The 14,500-nt window shown below is 60.5% G+C and carries 16 protein-coding genes; 3 read left to right on the plus strand and 13 right to left on the minus strand.

From position 1 onward, the window contains the following. Nucleotides 1–133: 133 nt before the first annotated feature. Nucleotides 134–496, minus strand: coding sequence for an MmcQ/YjbR family DNA-binding protein (locus ACK8OE_RS16295; RefSeq protein WP_410273422.1), 363 nt, complete (start codon nt 494–496; stop codon nt 134–136). Nucleotides 497–1,036: 540 nt separating this feature from the next. On the opposite strand from ACK8OE_RS16295, the gene ACK8OE_RS16300 reads away from it, so the two are divergent. After that, nucleotides 1,037–2,287: an SGNH/GDSL hydrolase family protein gene (locus ACK8OE_RS16300; protein ID WP_410273423.1), complete on the plus strand. Its 1,251-nt coding sequence runs from the start codon at nt 1,037–1,039 to the stop codon at nt 2,285–2,287. Nucleotides 2,288–2,456: 169 nt separating this feature from the next. Here the strand turns inward: ACK8OE_RS16300 and ACK8OE_RS16305 are convergent, their stop codons facing one another. Then, nucleotides 2,457–3,227 (minus strand): DUF695 domain-containing protein, encoded by a 771-nt coding sequence (locus ACK8OE_RS16305; protein ID WP_410273424.1) that lies wholly within the window; start codon nt 3,225–3,227, stop codon nt 2,457–2,459. A gap of 128 nt (nt 3,228–3,355) precedes the next feature. Here ACK8OE_RS16305 and lepA point away from each other — a divergent pair, with 128 nt between their 5' ends. Further along, on the plus strand, nt 3,356–5,158 hold the full coding sequence (gene lepA / locus ACK8OE_RS16310) for a translation elongation factor 4 (protein WP_410273425.1): 1,803 nt from the start codon (nt 3,356–3,358) through the stop codon (nt 5,156–5,158). Nucleotides 5,159–5,353: 195 nt separating this feature from the next. Next, nucleotides 5,354–6,130: a response regulator gene (locus tag ACK8OE_RS16315; RefSeq protein WP_410273426.1), complete on the plus strand. Its 777-nt coding sequence runs from the start codon at nt 5,354–5,356 to the stop codon at nt 6,128–6,130. A gap of 35 nt (nt 6,131–6,165) precedes the next feature. Here the strand turns inward: ACK8OE_RS16315 and ACK8OE_RS16320 are convergent, their stop codons facing one another. The 11 genes from ACK8OE_RS16320 to ACK8OE_RS16370 form a co-directional block, all read right to left on the minus strand. Beyond that, the gene (locus ACK8OE_RS16320; protein WP_410273427.1) at nt 6,166–6,552 is read right to left on the minus strand and encodes a hypothetical protein; all 387 of its coding nucleotides are present in this window, start codon (nt 6,550–6,552) and stop codon (nt 6,166–6,168) included. A 16-nt stretch (nt 6,553–6,568) separates the two neighbouring features. Next, nucleotides 6,569–6,961 (minus strand): hypothetical protein, encoded by a 393-nt coding sequence (locus ACK8OE_RS16325; protein ID WP_410273428.1) that lies wholly within the window; start codon nt 6,959–6,961, stop codon nt 6,569–6,571. 251 nt (nt 6,962–7,212) lie between these two features. Then, nucleotides 7,213–7,605 carry a DUF6491 family protein gene (locus tag ACK8OE_RS16330; protein ID WP_410273429.1) on the minus strand — a complete coding sequence of 131 codons (393 nt, stop codon included), beginning with the start codon at nt 7,603–7,605 and terminating at the stop codon, nt 7,213–7,215. Nucleotides 7,606–7,617: 12 nt separating this feature from the next. After that, nucleotides 7,618–8,112 carry a DUF6491 family protein gene (locus tag ACK8OE_RS16335; protein WP_410273430.1) on the minus strand — a complete coding sequence of 165 codons (495 nt, stop codon included), beginning with the start codon at nt 8,110–8,112 and terminating at the stop codon, nt 7,618–7,620. A gap of 70 nt (nt 8,113–8,182) precedes the next feature. Beyond that, nucleotides 8,183–9,910 carry a tRNA (5-methylaminomethyl-2-thiouridine)(34)-methyltransferase MnmD gene (gene mnmD / locus ACK8OE_RS16340; protein ID WP_410273431.1) on the minus strand — a complete coding sequence of 576 codons (1,728 nt, stop codon included), beginning with the start codon at nt 9,908–9,910 and terminating at the stop codon, nt 8,183–8,185. Between the two features lie 88 nt (nt 9,911–9,998). Then, nucleotides 9,999–10,220, minus strand: coding sequence for a hypothetical protein (locus ACK8OE_RS16345; RefSeq protein ID WP_298333350.1), 222 nt, complete (start codon nt 10,218–10,220; stop codon nt 9,999–10,001). Nucleotides 10,221–10,428: 208 nt separating this feature from the next. Continuing rightward, nucleotides 10,429–11,295, minus strand: a complete 867-nt coding sequence (gene motA, locus ACK8OE_RS16350) for a flagellar motor stator protein MotA (protein ID WP_126423567.1) — start codon at nt 11,293–11,295, stop codon at nt 10,429–10,431. A gap of 97 nt (nt 11,296–11,392) precedes the next feature. After that, nucleotides 11,393–11,893, minus strand: a complete 501-nt coding sequence (locus ACK8OE_RS16355; RefSeq protein WP_410273432.1) for a hypothetical protein — start codon at nt 11,891–11,893, stop codon at nt 11,393–11,395. Nucleotides 11,894–11,968: 75 nt separating this feature from the next. Continuing rightward, entirely contained in the window at nt 11,969–12,535 is a 567-nt protein-coding gene (locus tag ACK8OE_RS16360) for a hypothetical protein (protein ID WP_410273433.1), read from the minus strand. After that, a complete protein-coding gene (locus ACK8OE_RS16365; RefSeq protein ID WP_410273434.1) occupies nt 12,532–12,783 on the minus strand; it encodes a hypothetical protein in 252 nt (83 codons plus the stop codon). The genes ACK8OE_RS16360 and ACK8OE_RS16365 overlap by 4 nt, the downstream gene beginning before the upstream one ends. A 108-nt stretch (nt 12,784–12,891) precedes the next feature. Beyond that, on the minus strand, nt 12,892–14,436 hold the full coding sequence (locus tag ACK8OE_RS16370) for an amidase (RefSeq protein WP_410273435.1): 1,545 nt from the start codon (nt 14,434–14,436) through the stop codon (nt 12,892–12,894). Nucleotides 14,437–14,500 lie beyond the last annotated feature (64 nt).

Genomic DNA, 14,500 nt, shown 5'->3' on the forward strand with positions numbered 1-14,500 from the left:
TGAGCCAAGATGCGCGCCTTTAAGATCAACCCCGACGACCTGATGGACAAGATATTCCCGATGGTCATTGCCGGGGCCATGCTGGCGGCCTTTGTCGCCGCCGTTTTCTCTGCCTTCTGAACATTTCCGGCTATCAGGCCCGTGACGAGGCCTCATCCCAGGCTTTCAGCGTGCGTTTCTTCACCTGTGCGCGCCACACCCGGTCGATATTGGCCCTCACCCAGTCTATATCGACGCGGTCGGGGCGCGCCAGTATGAGTGGCCACGGCCGATGATGGTCCGTGGTGAAAAACGTGTCCGGATCGACCTCCAGGAGAAAGTCGCGCTCCTCAAACGACACCTTGAACACCGGCGCGTCATAGGTCGGATTCCAGAACAGGATTACCTTGCCATTGACTTTGCCATTGACTTTGAACGACCGCGCGTCCCAGGACGTCGTTTCTTCCGTGTCCGGGTAGGCCAGAACAATCTCTTTCAGCCGTTCAAACGTCAGCATACCACCCTCCGGCTTGCCTGATCACGAAGCTTAACAGGTTTCGCCGCGTTTGCTTACCGGATGTGATGGCACTGCGACATATCGACCCCTAACCTTTTTCGCACTCGCAACATATATAGTCGTCATCAACACAAGGAGAGTATCAGATGACCCTGATCAAGTTGAGCGACACGTTCGGTATGGTTGGCAACCTGTTGTTTGCCGGTATCCTGCCTATGGCAGCCCTGATTGCCGCGGCCAGCCTGCTGTAAACCGAACTGTAAAATCTATGAAAAAGGACGGTGGATCATTGGATCGCGCCGTCTTTTTCATTTGAAACGCCTCAAGTGAGAAACCGCGCCCGGCGCATTGACACACCGCTCACGCCGGTGATGATGGCTGCATAATACCAACGGCCGAAGATGCTGACCGCATCCAGCCGTTGAAGAAACGAGGATTTCTCATATGTGTTAGTGACATGAGAAATCCTCGAATGGAATACCAAGAGTCATTTTCAATGACCCTTGGTATAATCTACAAAAAACCGTACAGGAGCGAAACATGACCGCCATTGACCGCCGTGCCCTGCTGGGGGGGATCGCCGCCGGTGCCGGGCTTATCAGCCTGCCCGCCGCCTCCGAGGCCATGTCTTTCGGTGCGTGGGTCGGGGCCTGGGCCTCGGCGCAGATGGTCCCCAATCCCGACACCACCCTGCCGCCGGACATCGCTTCTGACGTGACCATCCGTCAGATCGTGCGCCTGACGCAGGGCGGGAAGCAGTTTCGTGTGCGGCTGTCCAACGTGTTCGGCACCAAACCGCTGAAGATCGGCGCGGCCCATGCGGCGGTTTCGGCGGATCAGATGACCTCACGCATCGACCCGACCACTGCGCGCGGCCTGACCTTTGGTGGCCGCACGGCCATCACTATTCCCGCCGGAGCGGAGTATGTGTCCGACCCTGTGGTCCTGACCGTCAAGCCGTTCACCGACCTGACCCTGTCGCTATACCTGCCCGAAGCCGCCTCACCCCAGACCAGCCACCCTGGCGCGCGCATGGTCTCCTACTTCGCCAAAGGCAACCGCGTGGCGGAGGCGTCTTTGGACGGGGCGAAGACCATGGAGCGCTGGTTCCATGTGTCGGGCGTCGATGTGTGGACCGGACAAGGCGCGGCATCGATCGTGGCGCTTGGCGACTCCATCACCGACGGCTATGGCGTCAAGCCGGGGATGAATGCGCGCTGGACCGATCAACTGGCGCGGCGGCTTCAGGCCGATCCGCGCACGCGGCACCTGTCGGTGCTCAATGCCGGCATAGGCGGCGGGCGCATCCTCAATGACGGCTCAGGCCCCAATGCTATGGCGCGGTTTGAACGCGATGTGCTGAGCCAGACGGGGGTGAAGTATCTGGTCATCCTCGAAGGGGTCAACGACCTCGGCACCCTGACTAAGGACGCCCCGGTGAGCGCTGCCGCCCACGCGCAAGGGGTCGAAGATATGATCACCGCCTATCAGCAGATGATCCGCCGGGCGCGGGAACGCGGCATCAAAGTCATCGGCGCGACCATCCTGCCTTTTATGGGCTTTTCGCTCTACCACCCCGATGCGCAGAACGAAGCCGACCGTCAGGCGGTCAATCGCTGGATACTCACCTCAGGGGCGTTTGATGCGGTGATCGACTTCGATAAGCTGATGGCTGATCCGACGGACCCGACGCGCCTCAAGCCCGACTACGATTCCGGCGACCATATCCACCCCTCGATAGCGGGCTATAAGGTGATGGGTGATGCGGTGGATTTGAAGCTGTTTCGATAAGTGAGGCTGTTATGAAAACGAAGGACCAGCAGACCCAATCGGAATTCGAGCACTGGCTGGAACACGAAGTAGGGCCAACCTATGACGCTGTGATGGCCGCCCCTTCACAGTGTATCCCGATCAAGAAAGCCTTCGCGGAATTACGGCGGAAGAAAGGGCTTAAGCGCTCTTAGGCTTTTGTAACCTCGCACCCCCAACCGTCATACTCGCCATTATGCACGGCCACCAGAGAGAGGATTTCAGCCGTTACATCGTTTATGTGTTCTGGTGCGTCCGGCCTGCAGAAATCAACGTAAATAGCCGCCTCTCCCTGCTGGTGATTAGACGTCTCGATAGCGAAGCCCAAGGCTTTGATACCCGTTGTGAAAGCTTCCGCGTCTGTCCGTGTTTCGAAATACGCGCGATGATCCACTTTACGGGGTATGGTCAGGTCATCCCCATGAGTTTCTAATGATTCCAGAACACGGCGGTTCATCATGCCCTGACGATTGTTACGTGAAGGATAAAGAAAGTCCTTGTATATAGACCATTTTTCATCGTGGCGCCGGTTGACTTCGTAGGCATAAGTCGCAAATGCCTTCATGGCCGCATTCACAGCTTTAGAAAAAGAATTCAAATCTTTGGCATAAAAGACGAAATCACGACGACCATCAGTCGTTATGCGGCCTACATAGACCGCTTTGTTCCCGATCTGCTTTTCGAGCGTATCCTCGATGTGGTTCAGCGTTTCGTATTCGTCCTGACTGGATAGTCCATCTGCCTGCGGATTTTGCATCGTCAGATGCAGCGTGCATAGCAACGAAAAACCGGGCACGGGTGCATGTGCCTTTCGGCCCATGTCCACAAAAATAGAAGCCAGTTTGTCATCCAGCCTCAAAAAATAGAAATCCCAATCGTCAGTTTTCGTGACCTTACCTGCGAAATTCAAAAACCAGGACATAATTCCCCTCCCTGTTATGACCTGACCCTATTATCGGCGAGCATTCCTCTCAATGGATAAATTTCCGGGTGCAGGGGCCGTGCCCCTGCCCCCTTCCCCTTAAGGGCGCATCATGCTATCGCCCCCGCATGACCGAACTGTCCCAAATTCGTAACTTTTCCATCGTCGCCCATATCGACCACGGCAAGTCCACCCTGTCCGATCGCCTGATTCAGTTCACCGGCGGCCTCACCGCGCGTGAGATGAAGGAGCAGGTGCTCGACAATATGGAGATCGAGCGCGAGCGCGGCATCACCATCAAGGCGCAGACCGTGCGCCTGAATTACAAGGCCAAGGACGGAAAAGACTACGTCCTGAACCTGATGGACACGCCGGGCCACGTCGATTTCGCCTATGAGGTGTCGCGGTCGCTGGCGGCCTGCGAAGGCTCGATTCTGGTGGTCGATGCGTCGCAGGGCGTTGAGGCCCAGACGCTCGCCAATGTCTATCAGGCCATTGACAACAATCACGAAATCGTCCCCGTCCTGAACAAGGTCGATCTGCCCGCCGCCGAGCCGGAGCGCGTGCGCGCCCAGATCGAGGACGTGATCGGCATTGACGCCTCCGAGGCCGTGCTGGCTTCGGCCAAGTCGGGCATTGGCATCGAGGACGTGCTGGAAGCGATTGTCAGCAAACTGCCCTCCCCCAAGGGTGACCCCACGGCGCCGCTAAAGGCGCTGCTGGTCGATGCCTGGTACGACCCCTATCTGGGCGTCGTCGTGCTGGTGCGCGTGTTCGACGGCTTCCTCAAGCCCGGTCAGCAGATCAAGCTGATGAACGCCGGCGCGACGTACAAGATCGATAAGCTGGGCGTGTTTCAGCCCAAGGCCACCGATGTTGAGGCGCTGGGCCCCGGCGAGGTCGGCTTCTTTACGGCGCAGATCAAGGAAGTGCAGGACGCCGCCGTCGGCGACACCATCACCGATGAGCGCAAGCCGACGTCACAGGCCCTGACGGGCTTCAAGGAAGTGCAGCCGGTCGTCTTCTGCGGCATCTTCCCGGTCGATGCGGCGGACTTCGAAGACCTGCGCTCGGCCATGGGCAAGCTGCGCCTCAATGACGCCAGCTTCTCCTATGAGATGGAGACGTCGGCGGCGCTGGGCTTCGGCTTCCGCTGTGGTTTCCTGGGGCTGTTGCACCTTGAAATCATTCAGGAACGCCTGAGCCGCGAGTTCAATCTTGACCTGATCGCCACCGCGCCCAGCGTGGTCTATAAGATCTATATGAACAATGGCGATGTGATCGACCTGCACAATCCAGCGGACATGCCGGACCCGGTGAAGATCGACCATATCGAGGAACCGTGGATCAAGGCGACCATCTTCACGCCGGACGACTATCTGGGCGCGGTGATCAAGCTGTGTCAGGACCGCCGCGGCATCCAGACCGACCTCTCCTATGTCGGGTCGCGCGCCATGGCCGTCTATGAGCTGCCGCTGAACGAGGTGGTGTTCGACTTCTACGACCGCCTCAAGTCGATCTCGAAGGGCTATGCCTCGTTCGACTATACGATCGAGGAATACCGCGAAGGCGACCTCGTGAAAATGTCGATCCTCGTCAATGCCGAGCCGGTGGACGCCCTGTCCATGCTGGTGCACCGTGACCGCGCCGAACAGCGCGGCCGGGGCATGTGCGAAAAGATGAAGGACCTCATCCCGCAGCACCTGTTCGTCATCCCCATTCAGGCGGCCATCGGCGGGCGCATCATCGCGCGCGAAACCGTGCGCGCCCTGCGCAAGGACGTGACGGCTAAGTGTTACGGCGGCGACGCCACGCGCAAGAAGAAGCTGCTGGAGAAGCAGAAAGAGGGCAAGAAGAAGATGCGGCAGTTCGGCAAGGTCGAAATCCCGCAGGAAGCCTTCATCGCCGCGCTCAAGATGGACAATGACTGAGTCGAACGGTTCCGACCCGATACTTCTGACCCGAAAGCCCGCTCTACGGAGTGGGCTTTGCTTTTTGTCAGACCATTTATGACCCTCGCGCAGCAGAGCTGTGCATAACTGCGTTTCAGCCCATTTACAGCTTGCCAGTCACGTGAGGACGGACCTACGGTTTGTTTCAAATTGTTACAAGGACGTGATCTTGCTATGCCGAATACCGTTCTCATTCTCGAAGACTCGAAAACACAGGCCCGTATTGTCGGTGCCCTGTTTGAGAAAAACGGCTTCAAGGCGGACTTCGCCCATACGCGGTCCGAAGCCCTACACAAACTGAGCAGCCGCGGTTATGCGCTTCTGGTTCTCGATGTGTTTGTCGGCGAAGAAAACACGCTCGACTATCTGGAAATCTATCGCCGGGCGGCCTCAGACGCGCCCATAGCCATCATGACGGCGGGTAAGCGTGACATGCCTCTGGCCGGCAGTCAGGCCCTTAACAAGGCGCGGCGTTCTGAGGTCGAGTTCCTGCTGCCCAAACCGTTTGATCTCAACGACGTGCATCAGATTTGTGCCGAAGCCGAGCGTATTCGCCGCCGAAAGGGGCCCGTCAAGCGCATTCTGGTGATCGACGATGATGCACATGCGCGCATCGTGTATCGCAGCTATCTGGAGGAAGAGAGCTTCTACGTTGCCGAAAGCAGTTCGGTCGAAGACGCTCTGGTGCGGTTGGAAATCACCCGCGTCGATGCCATTCTGATTGATCTGATCATGCCCGGTATCGGTGGCATTACCGGTATCAAGGTCATCGCGGCCACCTGGCCGGATGTGCCATTGATCGCCATGACGGGCTATACGCAAAACCCCGAAAATCTGGAAAAGGCGCTTTCGCGAGGCGCCGTGAGCGCCCTGAAAAAGCCTTTCACACAAGAGGTCCTGCTCAGCGAAGTGAAGAAAGCGCTAAGCGCCGACCGGATTATAGAAATTTAGAGCGGATTTCGTTCAAATTGAAACTAAATTGCACTCTATCGTTCCAGCGGGGTCACTTTGAGCAGGGACGGCGGGCTATACTGTCCCTGATAGGTCACCTCGCAGGTGCGGGTACTGGCCATGCTGTTGCCGTACACCACCTGCGCCTTGCCGCCATATCCGATGGAAATCTTCTGTTCCGTCATGTGGACGTGTACGAAGGGCGCATCGACCAGACCCTTGCAGGCCTTCGCCCCGGTAAAGCGGTGCGTACCTCCCAGCGATTTGATCAGCAGGTCATTATCAATGACCTCAATGACCCCGGTGAAGGACTGTGGCGGGATGATCGTGACGGTTTCGGTTACCGACGAGATTTCCGCCTGAACGCTGCCCGCCAGCGACAATCCCGCCACAACCGCGCTTAAAACAAGACTCCGAGACATAAGCCCCCCTGTAAATTTAACGATCCGTGCGTTGATACTTCTGCTTGCGCAGGGTCTTGACCTCTTCGGCGCTGACCGGCGTTACCGACTGCACGAAGCAGGGCGTCTTGAAGCCGCCGTCTCCACTTTGGCGCACCGAAAGCTGCACATCCAGCGGATCACAAATCTGCACCGAGCCGCGATACTCGAACACCAGAATATCATAGGGCGTCAACCGGCAACCATCGACCTTGATCAGCACCCCGCCGCGGCCGGCCCCTTCGGCCAGTATCGTCTCCTGATCGAGAACGGTCGTGTCGATCCCCGGTCCGTTTACGCAACGCGGCGGGGCTTTTTTACCGTCCTCGGCCTGTGAACTCACGGGCAGGACACCCATAGCCATCAACCCGCCCGCAAGCCCGGCAGCCACGATCATCGTTCTTTTGCTGATACCAAACATGTGTCTCTACATTCCCTTATGCACACTCGGCCCCGCCCCTCAGCATGGACCGAAAATGAAGTCAGCGGTTTTCACGTTCTTGCGTTTGCCCGTTGTTTCCATAGCTCGGAACCGGTCGGGTTTATGCTCTAAATCATTGTGATTCCTGGCGGAAACATAATGATCCAGATTTTGTTTCGAGCGATATGTCGAAAAGTGCGTCACACTTTTCGGAATGCGCTTTAGTACTTTTTCGCCTCTTCCTTCGTCAGGGGCGTGACGGACTCAATGAGACAGCGCACCGGGGCCTCGTCAAAACGCGAATAGAGGATCTTAACGTCGCGCCGGTCGCAAATCTGCGTACCGCCGAAAAATTCAAAGCCGATCTTGTCGAGATCATCGAGGTTCTGACAGGGGGCCGAAAGCTTCAAAAGGGCCGAACGGCCAAAACTGTCCTCGATCAGCACCGTCGTCTTATCGACCACCATCTTGCGGTTCAGATGGCTGGCGTCCAGACACCGCGCCTTACCCGCCGGTTTGGGCGCGTCTTCGGACGCGGCAGAGGCTAGGCTCAAGGCCCCCAGTCCGCTGGTCACCACGACGGCCACCGCCGCCAGTTTCATCAGGACTTTCATCTCTGCACCCTCTTACGTCCCTTCTCTGTCTCTGTTTTCCGACGTCTTCGGCGTGACGCCTTCGATACGGTCGGCTTCTTCCTTGGTAATGGCTTTGACGTCGGTGATGTGGCAGCGCGCCAGACGGCCCGACCCCGGCTCGGAATAGAGAACCTCCGCATCAAAGCCGCCGCAGACGTTGAGCGCACCGGCGCGCGTGCGTATCCCAATACGGAAGGCATCCTCGATGCCCATACAGGCCCCGCTCAGCTCCAGTTTGTAATTCTGGCGGCCATAGGTTTCGACGATCATGGTCCGTGAGTCGACGGGGTTGAAGCGGTCGATATCATCGCTGCGGAAGCATTTGCGCATTTCCTTTTGCGCCGGTGTCACGGCCTCACGCTCCGGCTGAGCGGAGGCCGAAGATTGTGCCGAAGATTGTGCCGAAGATTGCGCCTGCGCCGGAAGCAGGCTGAGCGTCGTCAGTCCGGCGGCCGCCACAGCCACAGCAGTCATCAGAGTCTTCATCGCATCACTCCTTCGCCAAACCGCACGCGACGGTCCTTTATCTCCAATGAGGCGAGCGGAATCAGGCCATTTAATGACTATGTACAGACTGTAATCTTTCCGGGCGCAACCGATGCGCGGATGCCACAGTCAGCGGCGACGGCACCCCCAGCGCCTGCGCCACCGCCGCCATGCCGAGCAGCGGCCCCAGACACAGGCCGCGCGCCCCCAGACCGGTCAGCGCCGTAAGGCCAGATGCCACCTCCCCCATCACCGGCAGGTGATCGCGCGTGGTGACACGCACCGCGGCGCGCGACACTGTGCCCCCCGCAGCCCTGTCCGCCGCTTCGGGGAGGACCGCGCGCAGGGTGTCGAGATTGTGGGCGCGGTCATCGTCACGCCCCTCCGTTGCGCGATCGCCGCGAATATGGGTCGAGCCGAAGACAAACCCTTCGGGCATCGGCACGTAATAGCCCCCCCAGGCCTGCGGCTGCGGGTCCGGTGGCAGGGCGGCGGCGGTTTCGATCTGCCCGCGCACTGGCCGCAGATCGAGCGCCTCGGCCCACGGCAGATCGAAAATCCCGTCGCCACAGGCCAGAAACACCCGGTCAAATTCATAGACCGCGCGGTCGGTCACGATACGCACCGGCGCAGCGGGCTCCACGCGCACAACGGTTTCGGCTACCAACGGAGCGTCTCCCAGAAGCGCCTTAACGATCTCCGGCGGGCGCACCGACGCCGCGCGTGCCATCCCGAGCCCTTCAGGGGTGAGTATCATATCGCCCGGCGCAAAGTCGGGCTGGGCGGCGATTTTGGCAAAGCGGGCTTCGTCGCGCGCGTCGGCGCAGCGCTGCTGCACCCCCTGCGCCAGCACGGCTTCGGGGCACAGGCGCGCATAGAGGTCGGTGGCGGCATAGAGCGCATCGGCAAACAGGGCGCTGATCGGCCCGCCCCCGGCATCCAGCCGCGGCGTGACCAGGCCCGCCGGATTGCCCGAGGCCTGCGGGCCGATATCGAAAACGGTGGCCGAATGCCCGTAATGGCGCAGGGCGTGGACGATCGAAGCCCCGGCAATGCCCCCCCCGATAAGGGCAATGCGTTCTGGCGCGGCGGGCGCTTTGACCGTGCCGGGGAAAACCGCCTCCAGCCGTTCGCGCTTGCGGCCAAAGCCGGGTTGTTTCGACACCTCAAAGCCGGCGGCCTGAAGCCCCCGCCGCACAAACCCCGCCACGGTAAAGGTCGCCAGACGCGCGCCCGGCGCGCTGTGCGTCGCCACGGCGCTCAGCACGTCATCGGCCCACATGTCAGGGTTCTGCGCCGGGGAAAAGCCGTCGAGAAACCACGCATCGGCCTTGCCATCCCACTGGTTCAGCGCGTCGCGCACATCCATCAGGGCCAGAGTCAGGGTCACGCCCCATTCGGGGAAGGTCATCAGGTGAAAGCCGCGCCGTTGCGGCGGCCAGCGCGCGATAATCGCCTCGGCAAAAGGGGCCAGTTCCGGCCAGCTGGCCAGTGCGCGTGCGGCGGCCTCACGCGGCATCAGATAGGCTTCGACGGAAAACAGGTGCAGGTGGCCCTGCGCCGGGCGGTGGGTGGCCCACAGCTGCATCAGGGCGGCGATATTGAGCCCGGTGCCAAACCCCAGTTCGCCCACCGTGTAATGACGTCGCCCCGCCCAGCCATCAGGCAGGCCACAGCCGCTCAGGAACACCGCGCGCGTCTCCGACAGACCGTCCTGTAAGGAATAGTAGATGTCATCGAAACGCGCTGAACGCGGGTTACCGTCTTCGGCAAAATAAAGCTGGGGGTCGTCGGTCATCGGGCTCACGCACAAAAAAGAAGAGGCCGTTCCCGGGAACGACCTCTTCCAAACTCTTGTCTAATCTAGCGCCGTGAGGCGCAGGGGATTAGTGAGCAGCAGCCGGAGCTTCAGCAGCCGGAGCTTCGACGGCGGCCGGCGAAGCGGCTTCCGAAGCTTCGACAGTGGCCGAGGCGTCAGCCGAAGCGTCAGCCGGAGCGGATTCTTCGGTGGTGGCGGGCTCTTCAGCCGGCTTCGAGCAAGCGGCAACCGACAGAGCGGCGACGGCGGCGGCGGCGAGCAGGGCCTTGCGGACGATTTCAGAGGTCATGGATCCAGATCCTTAGATTCTAACGTTAGAGCGCCTAGCAACTGCGCCCGACTCCTTCATACGCAAAACCGCCGAGTCTCGCAAGGGGTGTTTTCACAAATATGTGATCACCTCTCGCAACAAAGCCGCAATTCCCCCTCAAAATACGCCAAAGGCGGGAAATTGCGGCTTTTCAGAGGGACGGATTCGCCCCTGCGTTAACCTTACCCTATTCGTTCGGGATATTGTTGAGCGCCTCTTCCATCTCGGCAAAGGACGGCTGCGCCCCGGACGGGATGTTGCCACGACCGATTTCGACCGAAATCTGCGCCGCATTGCCGTGCAGGTGCGCCACCAGCACCGCCTGAATGATCTTGTAGAAGGCGCCTTCTTCTTCAACGATACCGTTGAGACGGGCCGCAAACGGCCCAACCAGCCCATAGGACAGCATAACACCCAGGAAGGTGCCGACCAGCGCGCCGCCGATCATGCCACCCAGCACTTCCGGCGGCTCGGTGATGGCACCCATGGTCTTGATAACCCCCAGAACGGCCACAACGATACCCAGCGCCGGCAGGGCGTCTGACATGTTTTGCAGAGCATGAGCGGGATGCGCAGCCTCGTGGTGATGCTTTTCGAGCTGCTTTTCCATCGCGTCCTCAACCTGATGCGGGTCTTCGAGGTTCATCGTCATCATACGCAGCGTGTCGCAGATGAAGTCGATGGCGAAGTGGTCCTTCATGATCTTGGGGTAGCGCGAGAAGATCGAGGAGTCATGCGGCTTTTCGATATGGCTTTCCAGCGCGATGACCCCCTTGGCCTTCATCGTCTTGGTCAACTGGAACAACAGCGACAGAAGATCGCGATAATCGGAGCCCTTCCACTTGGGACCGCTGAACACCTTACCCAATCCCCCGGCCATTCCCTTCAGGGTATGCAGGTCATTAGCGATCAGCGTGGCACCAATGGCGGCCCCCAAGATGCCCGTAAGTTCGTAAGCCAGGGAGTGCAGAATCGGCGCCATGGACCCGCCGGACCACAGATAGCTGCCGAACACCGTGGCAAACAGGACGACAATACCGATAATCTGAAACATGCAGGAGGGGTCCGGAGAACTTCGTGATTCTTCCGAACTTAACCCGCCAAATCTTAAGAGGCGGTTTCCGGTTAACGCCTAAGGTTAATGAAAGACCTTATTTCGGCAGGAACAGCTTCACCACCTTGTTCATGTCCATATAGGTGACGAACCCCATCGAGGCCGTCTGCACATCCGGATGGGCCATCAGGTCTTCCATGCCGCGCTCACCGACGCTCGAAAAGGCCTCTCCGAAGGCGTTCTCCACGACAGTCTGATTGCCGCTTTTGTAGATTTCGCGGATTTCATTCCCGCACTGATCGACCATCAGCCGCGTCATCATGGTCCCAACGTCACGGTCAAGGGCCGTGCGTTCGGCCTGCGAAATAGCCGCATAGCGCGACACGTCGGGGTGGCGTGCCATCATGAAAAAGACATAGCGCACAATCAGACGTTCATCTTCCGGCGTCACCGCCCTGGCAATACAGGTCTTGAGCGCAGCGGCCTGTGCGTCACCCTGAGTGGATGTTGCAGTCTGGGCGTGCGCCTGAGCCCCCAAACCCAGTGCGGCCATCACGACAAGGCTGACCAGCCCCTTTTTGACTTTCGACCCGTGCATGATGCGCCCCTCCTCGTCGCTTTCAGATGAAGCACCCTAACCCGCCCCGTACCCCCTCGTCCAGAGGTTGACGCCTCAGCGGCGGGGCAACAGGTCATCCAGTGCCACGGTCTCCGGGCGGGCCGCTGAGTCCGGTGTAACGGCCGGCAGGGAGGTGGTGTCGCCACCCGCGGTTTCGACGGTGTCTGTGGCCGCCTGATGCGCGTCGAAACAGGTGTCGGTGCATTCGATGACGCCCGGCACGGCGCGCGGCCGGGTGGCCTCGGCCAGAGCCGCCGCATCGCTGACATCCGGCGACACATAGGCCATATCCGCCGCTGCAGAGGTTTCAGAGCTGACCGAAGTGGCGTCTTCGGGCGGGGGCAAGGCCTCAGTCGCGGGCCAGACGCTGGCGAGGGCGAGCGTTTCCACCACCGGCGGGCGCACATCCAGCACATCGCGCTTTACGGCTTCCGTGGCGGGGAACACGGCGTGCGGGTCGCGGCGCTCATCGACCTGGGTCAGCATGGAGCCATCAAAGGTGGCAATACGCGCCGCAACGGCCCCGCTACCCACCGTCAGCACCACCCCGGCGGTCCACAGGCTGAGGCCCAGCGCGCGCCGGGCCCTTAAAGCGGCATCAGGCGCGAAGACGGCGCTCATCCCCCCCTCCCGCTGATCCGCGCCGTCTTACGGCGTTGGATGTCCTTGACGAAGCGGGCCACCGCCACGACGGCCAGACCGACGCTGATCAGACCGCTCAGGCCGGGGGCCACACGCCGCGCATAGGGCGTATTGATCAGGCCCGCCGCCGCCATCAGTTTGGCCGACGGGGCGCGACCGGTCAGGGTCTGAACGAAGGGCAGAAGGCTCAGCACCTTGGTGGCGACAGGGACGATACGGCGGGTCATCTTATCCTCGGCAGAACAGCTTGGTCTGCGCACCCTACGCCCAACCGCATAAGGATGAAGGCGCGGCCATAGCGGCGCGCCGTTAAAAACACCTCAAGACGTATTACCTTATTGGGTGGGAGCCACCCGTGCCTTCGCCACCTGCTCGAAAGCGAAACCGGCACTCAGTAAGTTTGCGTCCGACCACTGGGTGCCGATAAAGGACATCCCCAGCGGCAGGCCCTGCACCTGACCCATCGGCACGGTCAGGTGCGGATAGCCAGACATAGCGGGCCACTGGCTGGCCGACGGGCCGGAAAACTGATCGCCATTGACCTCATCTGAAAGCCACGGCAGGCCATAGGTCGGCGCGACCAGCAGCGACACGCCATAGGCGCTGAGAAGCCCGTCTATATGGCTGCGCGCAAAGGTTTTCGCGCGGGTGGCGGCGGCCTTATAGGCCGGATCGTCCAGTCCCTGCGTCTTTTCGGCGGCCTCAAAGAACTCCTGCCCGAAGAAGGGCATTTCGCGGCCGGCCTCGGTTTTGTTGAAGGCGATGACGTCCGACAGGGTGCGCGTTTTGACCGTCGCTGGCGTGGTGGCCAGATAGGCGTTGAGATCGGCCTTCAACTCGGTCTGAAGCACGTTGAGTTCGGCGGCATCCAACCCCTCAACCGACGAGTCAGCAATATCGACCAGCACAGCGCCGGCCGCCTCCAGATGCTTGAGCGCGGCGTTAAAGGCCGCTTCAACCTTGCCCGGACCGCCCGTGCGGTCGCGCAGCACGCCGATACGCACCCCTTTCAGGGCATCGGGCGACAGGCCCGCCGCATAGTCAATTTTACGCACATCGGCTTCGTGAGTCACCGGATCGGCCGGGTCGCTGCCCGCCATGGCCGACAGCATCAGCGCCACATCGCGCACGCTGCGGCCCATCGGTCCCGGAATATCCTGACTGTGCGAGATAGGCACCACATGGGTCCGCGAAATCAGCCCCATGGACGGTTTCAGCCCTACCAGTCCATTCATGGCCGACGGACAGACGACTGAGCCATCAGTTTCCGTCCCGACGGCCAGCACCGCGAAACTCCACGCCACCGCCGTACCGCTGCCCGACGACGAGCCACAGGCCGAACGGCGCGCGTCATAAGCATTGCCCGTCAGGCCGCCCACGGCGCTCCAGCCACTCATCGAACGGGTCGAGCGGATATTGGCCCATTCCGACAGGTTGGTCTTGCCCAATATGACCGCTCCAGCGGCCCGCAGCCGTGCCACCACCGGCGCGTCACGCTCCGTCACATTGTCTTTCAGCGCCAGAGACCCCGCCGTGGTGGGCATGGCGTCCCTGGTTTCGACATTGTCCTTGATCAGGACGGGGATGCCGTGCAGGGGCCCGCGTACCTTGCCCGCCTTGCGTTCGGCATCCAGCGCACGCGCCTCAGCCAGCGCATCGGGATTGAGCGCGATCACAGCATTGAGTTGGCGCGATTTGTCATAGGCTTCGATGCGGCGGATGGAGGCTCTGGTGATGGCCTCTGCCGATAGCTCACCGCGCGTCATGGCCGCCTGAAGCTGATCCACGGAGGCTTCGCGTACCGGATCGGGTTTGGGCGCCGCCTGAACCGGGCTGGCCAGACAGATGGCGATACTCAATAAGGATACCAGACGCTTCATAACCCATGCCCTCCAGCCTTTGTCTGTGAAAGGTTACACGCGAGACCGTATCTGGCAAGACGTT

This window comes from Asticcacaulis sp. W401b (assembly GCF_046503825.1).
In the GTDB taxonomy this organism is placed as follows: Bacteria; Pseudomonadota; Alphaproteobacteria; order Caulobacterales; family Caulobacteraceae; genus Asticcacaulis.

Excerpts from the sequence above, each read along its gene's own strand:
- ACK8OE_RS16300 (WP_410273423.1), top strand. The coding sequence starts at position 1,037 with ATGACCGCCATTGACCGCCGTGCCCTGCTGGGGGGGATCGCCGCCGGT.
- ACK8OE_RS16355 (WP_410273432.1), bottom strand. The coding sequence starts at position 11,893 with ATGCACGGGTCGAAAGTCAAAAAGGGGCTGGTCAGCCTTGTCGTGATG.
- ACK8OE_RS16320 (WP_410273427.1), bottom strand. The coding sequence starts at position 6,552 with ATGTCTCGGAGTCTTGTTTTAAGCGCGGTTGTGGCGGGATTGTCGCTG.
- ACK8OE_RS16335 (WP_410273430.1), bottom strand. The coding sequence starts at position 8,112 with ATGAAGACTCTGATGACTGCTGTGGCTGTGGCGGCCGCCGGACTGACG.
- ACK8OE_RS16345 (WP_298333350.1), bottom strand. The coding sequence starts at position 10,220 with ATGACCTCTGAAATCGTCCGCAAGGCCCTGCTCGCCGCCGCCGCCGTC.
- lepA (WP_410273425.1), top strand. The coding sequence starts at position 3,356 with ATGACCGAACTGTCCCAAATTCGTAACTTTTCCATCGTCGCCCATATC.
- ACK8OE_RS16330 (WP_410273429.1), bottom strand. The coding sequence starts at position 7,605 with ATGAAAGTCCTGATGAAACTGGCGGCGGTGGCCGTCGTGGTGACCAGC.
- ACK8OE_RS16360 (WP_410273433.1), bottom strand. The coding sequence starts at position 12,535 with ATGAGCGCCGTCTTCGCGCCTGATGCCGCTTTAAGGGCCCGGCGCGCG.
- ACK8OE_RS16370 (WP_410273435.1), bottom strand. The coding sequence starts at position 14,436 with ATGAAGCGTCTGGTATCCTTATTGAGTATCGCCATCTGTCTGGCCAGC.
- ACK8OE_RS16315 (WP_410273426.1), top strand. The coding sequence starts at position 5,354 with ATGCCGAATACCGTTCTCATTCTCGAAGACTCGAAAACACAGGCCCGT.
- mnmD (WP_410273431.1), bottom strand. The coding sequence starts at position 9,910 with ATGACCGACGACCCCCAGCTTTATTTTGCCGAAGACGGTAACCCGCGT.
- motA (WP_126423567.1), bottom strand. The coding sequence starts at position 11,295 with ATGTTTCAGATTATCGGTATTGTCGTCCTGTTTGCCACGGTGTTCGGC.
- ACK8OE_RS16295 (WP_410273422.1), bottom strand. The coding sequence starts at position 496 with ATGCTGACGTTTGAACGGCTGAAAGAGATTGTTCTGGCCTACCCGGAC.
- ACK8OE_RS16305 (WP_410273424.1), bottom strand. The coding sequence starts at position 3,227 with ATGTCCTGGTTTTTGAATTTCGCAGGTAAGGTCACGAAAACTGACGAT.
- ACK8OE_RS16365 (WP_410273434.1), bottom strand. The coding sequence starts at position 12,783 with ATGACCCGCCGTATCGTCCCTGTCGCCACCAAGGTGCTGAGCCTTCTG.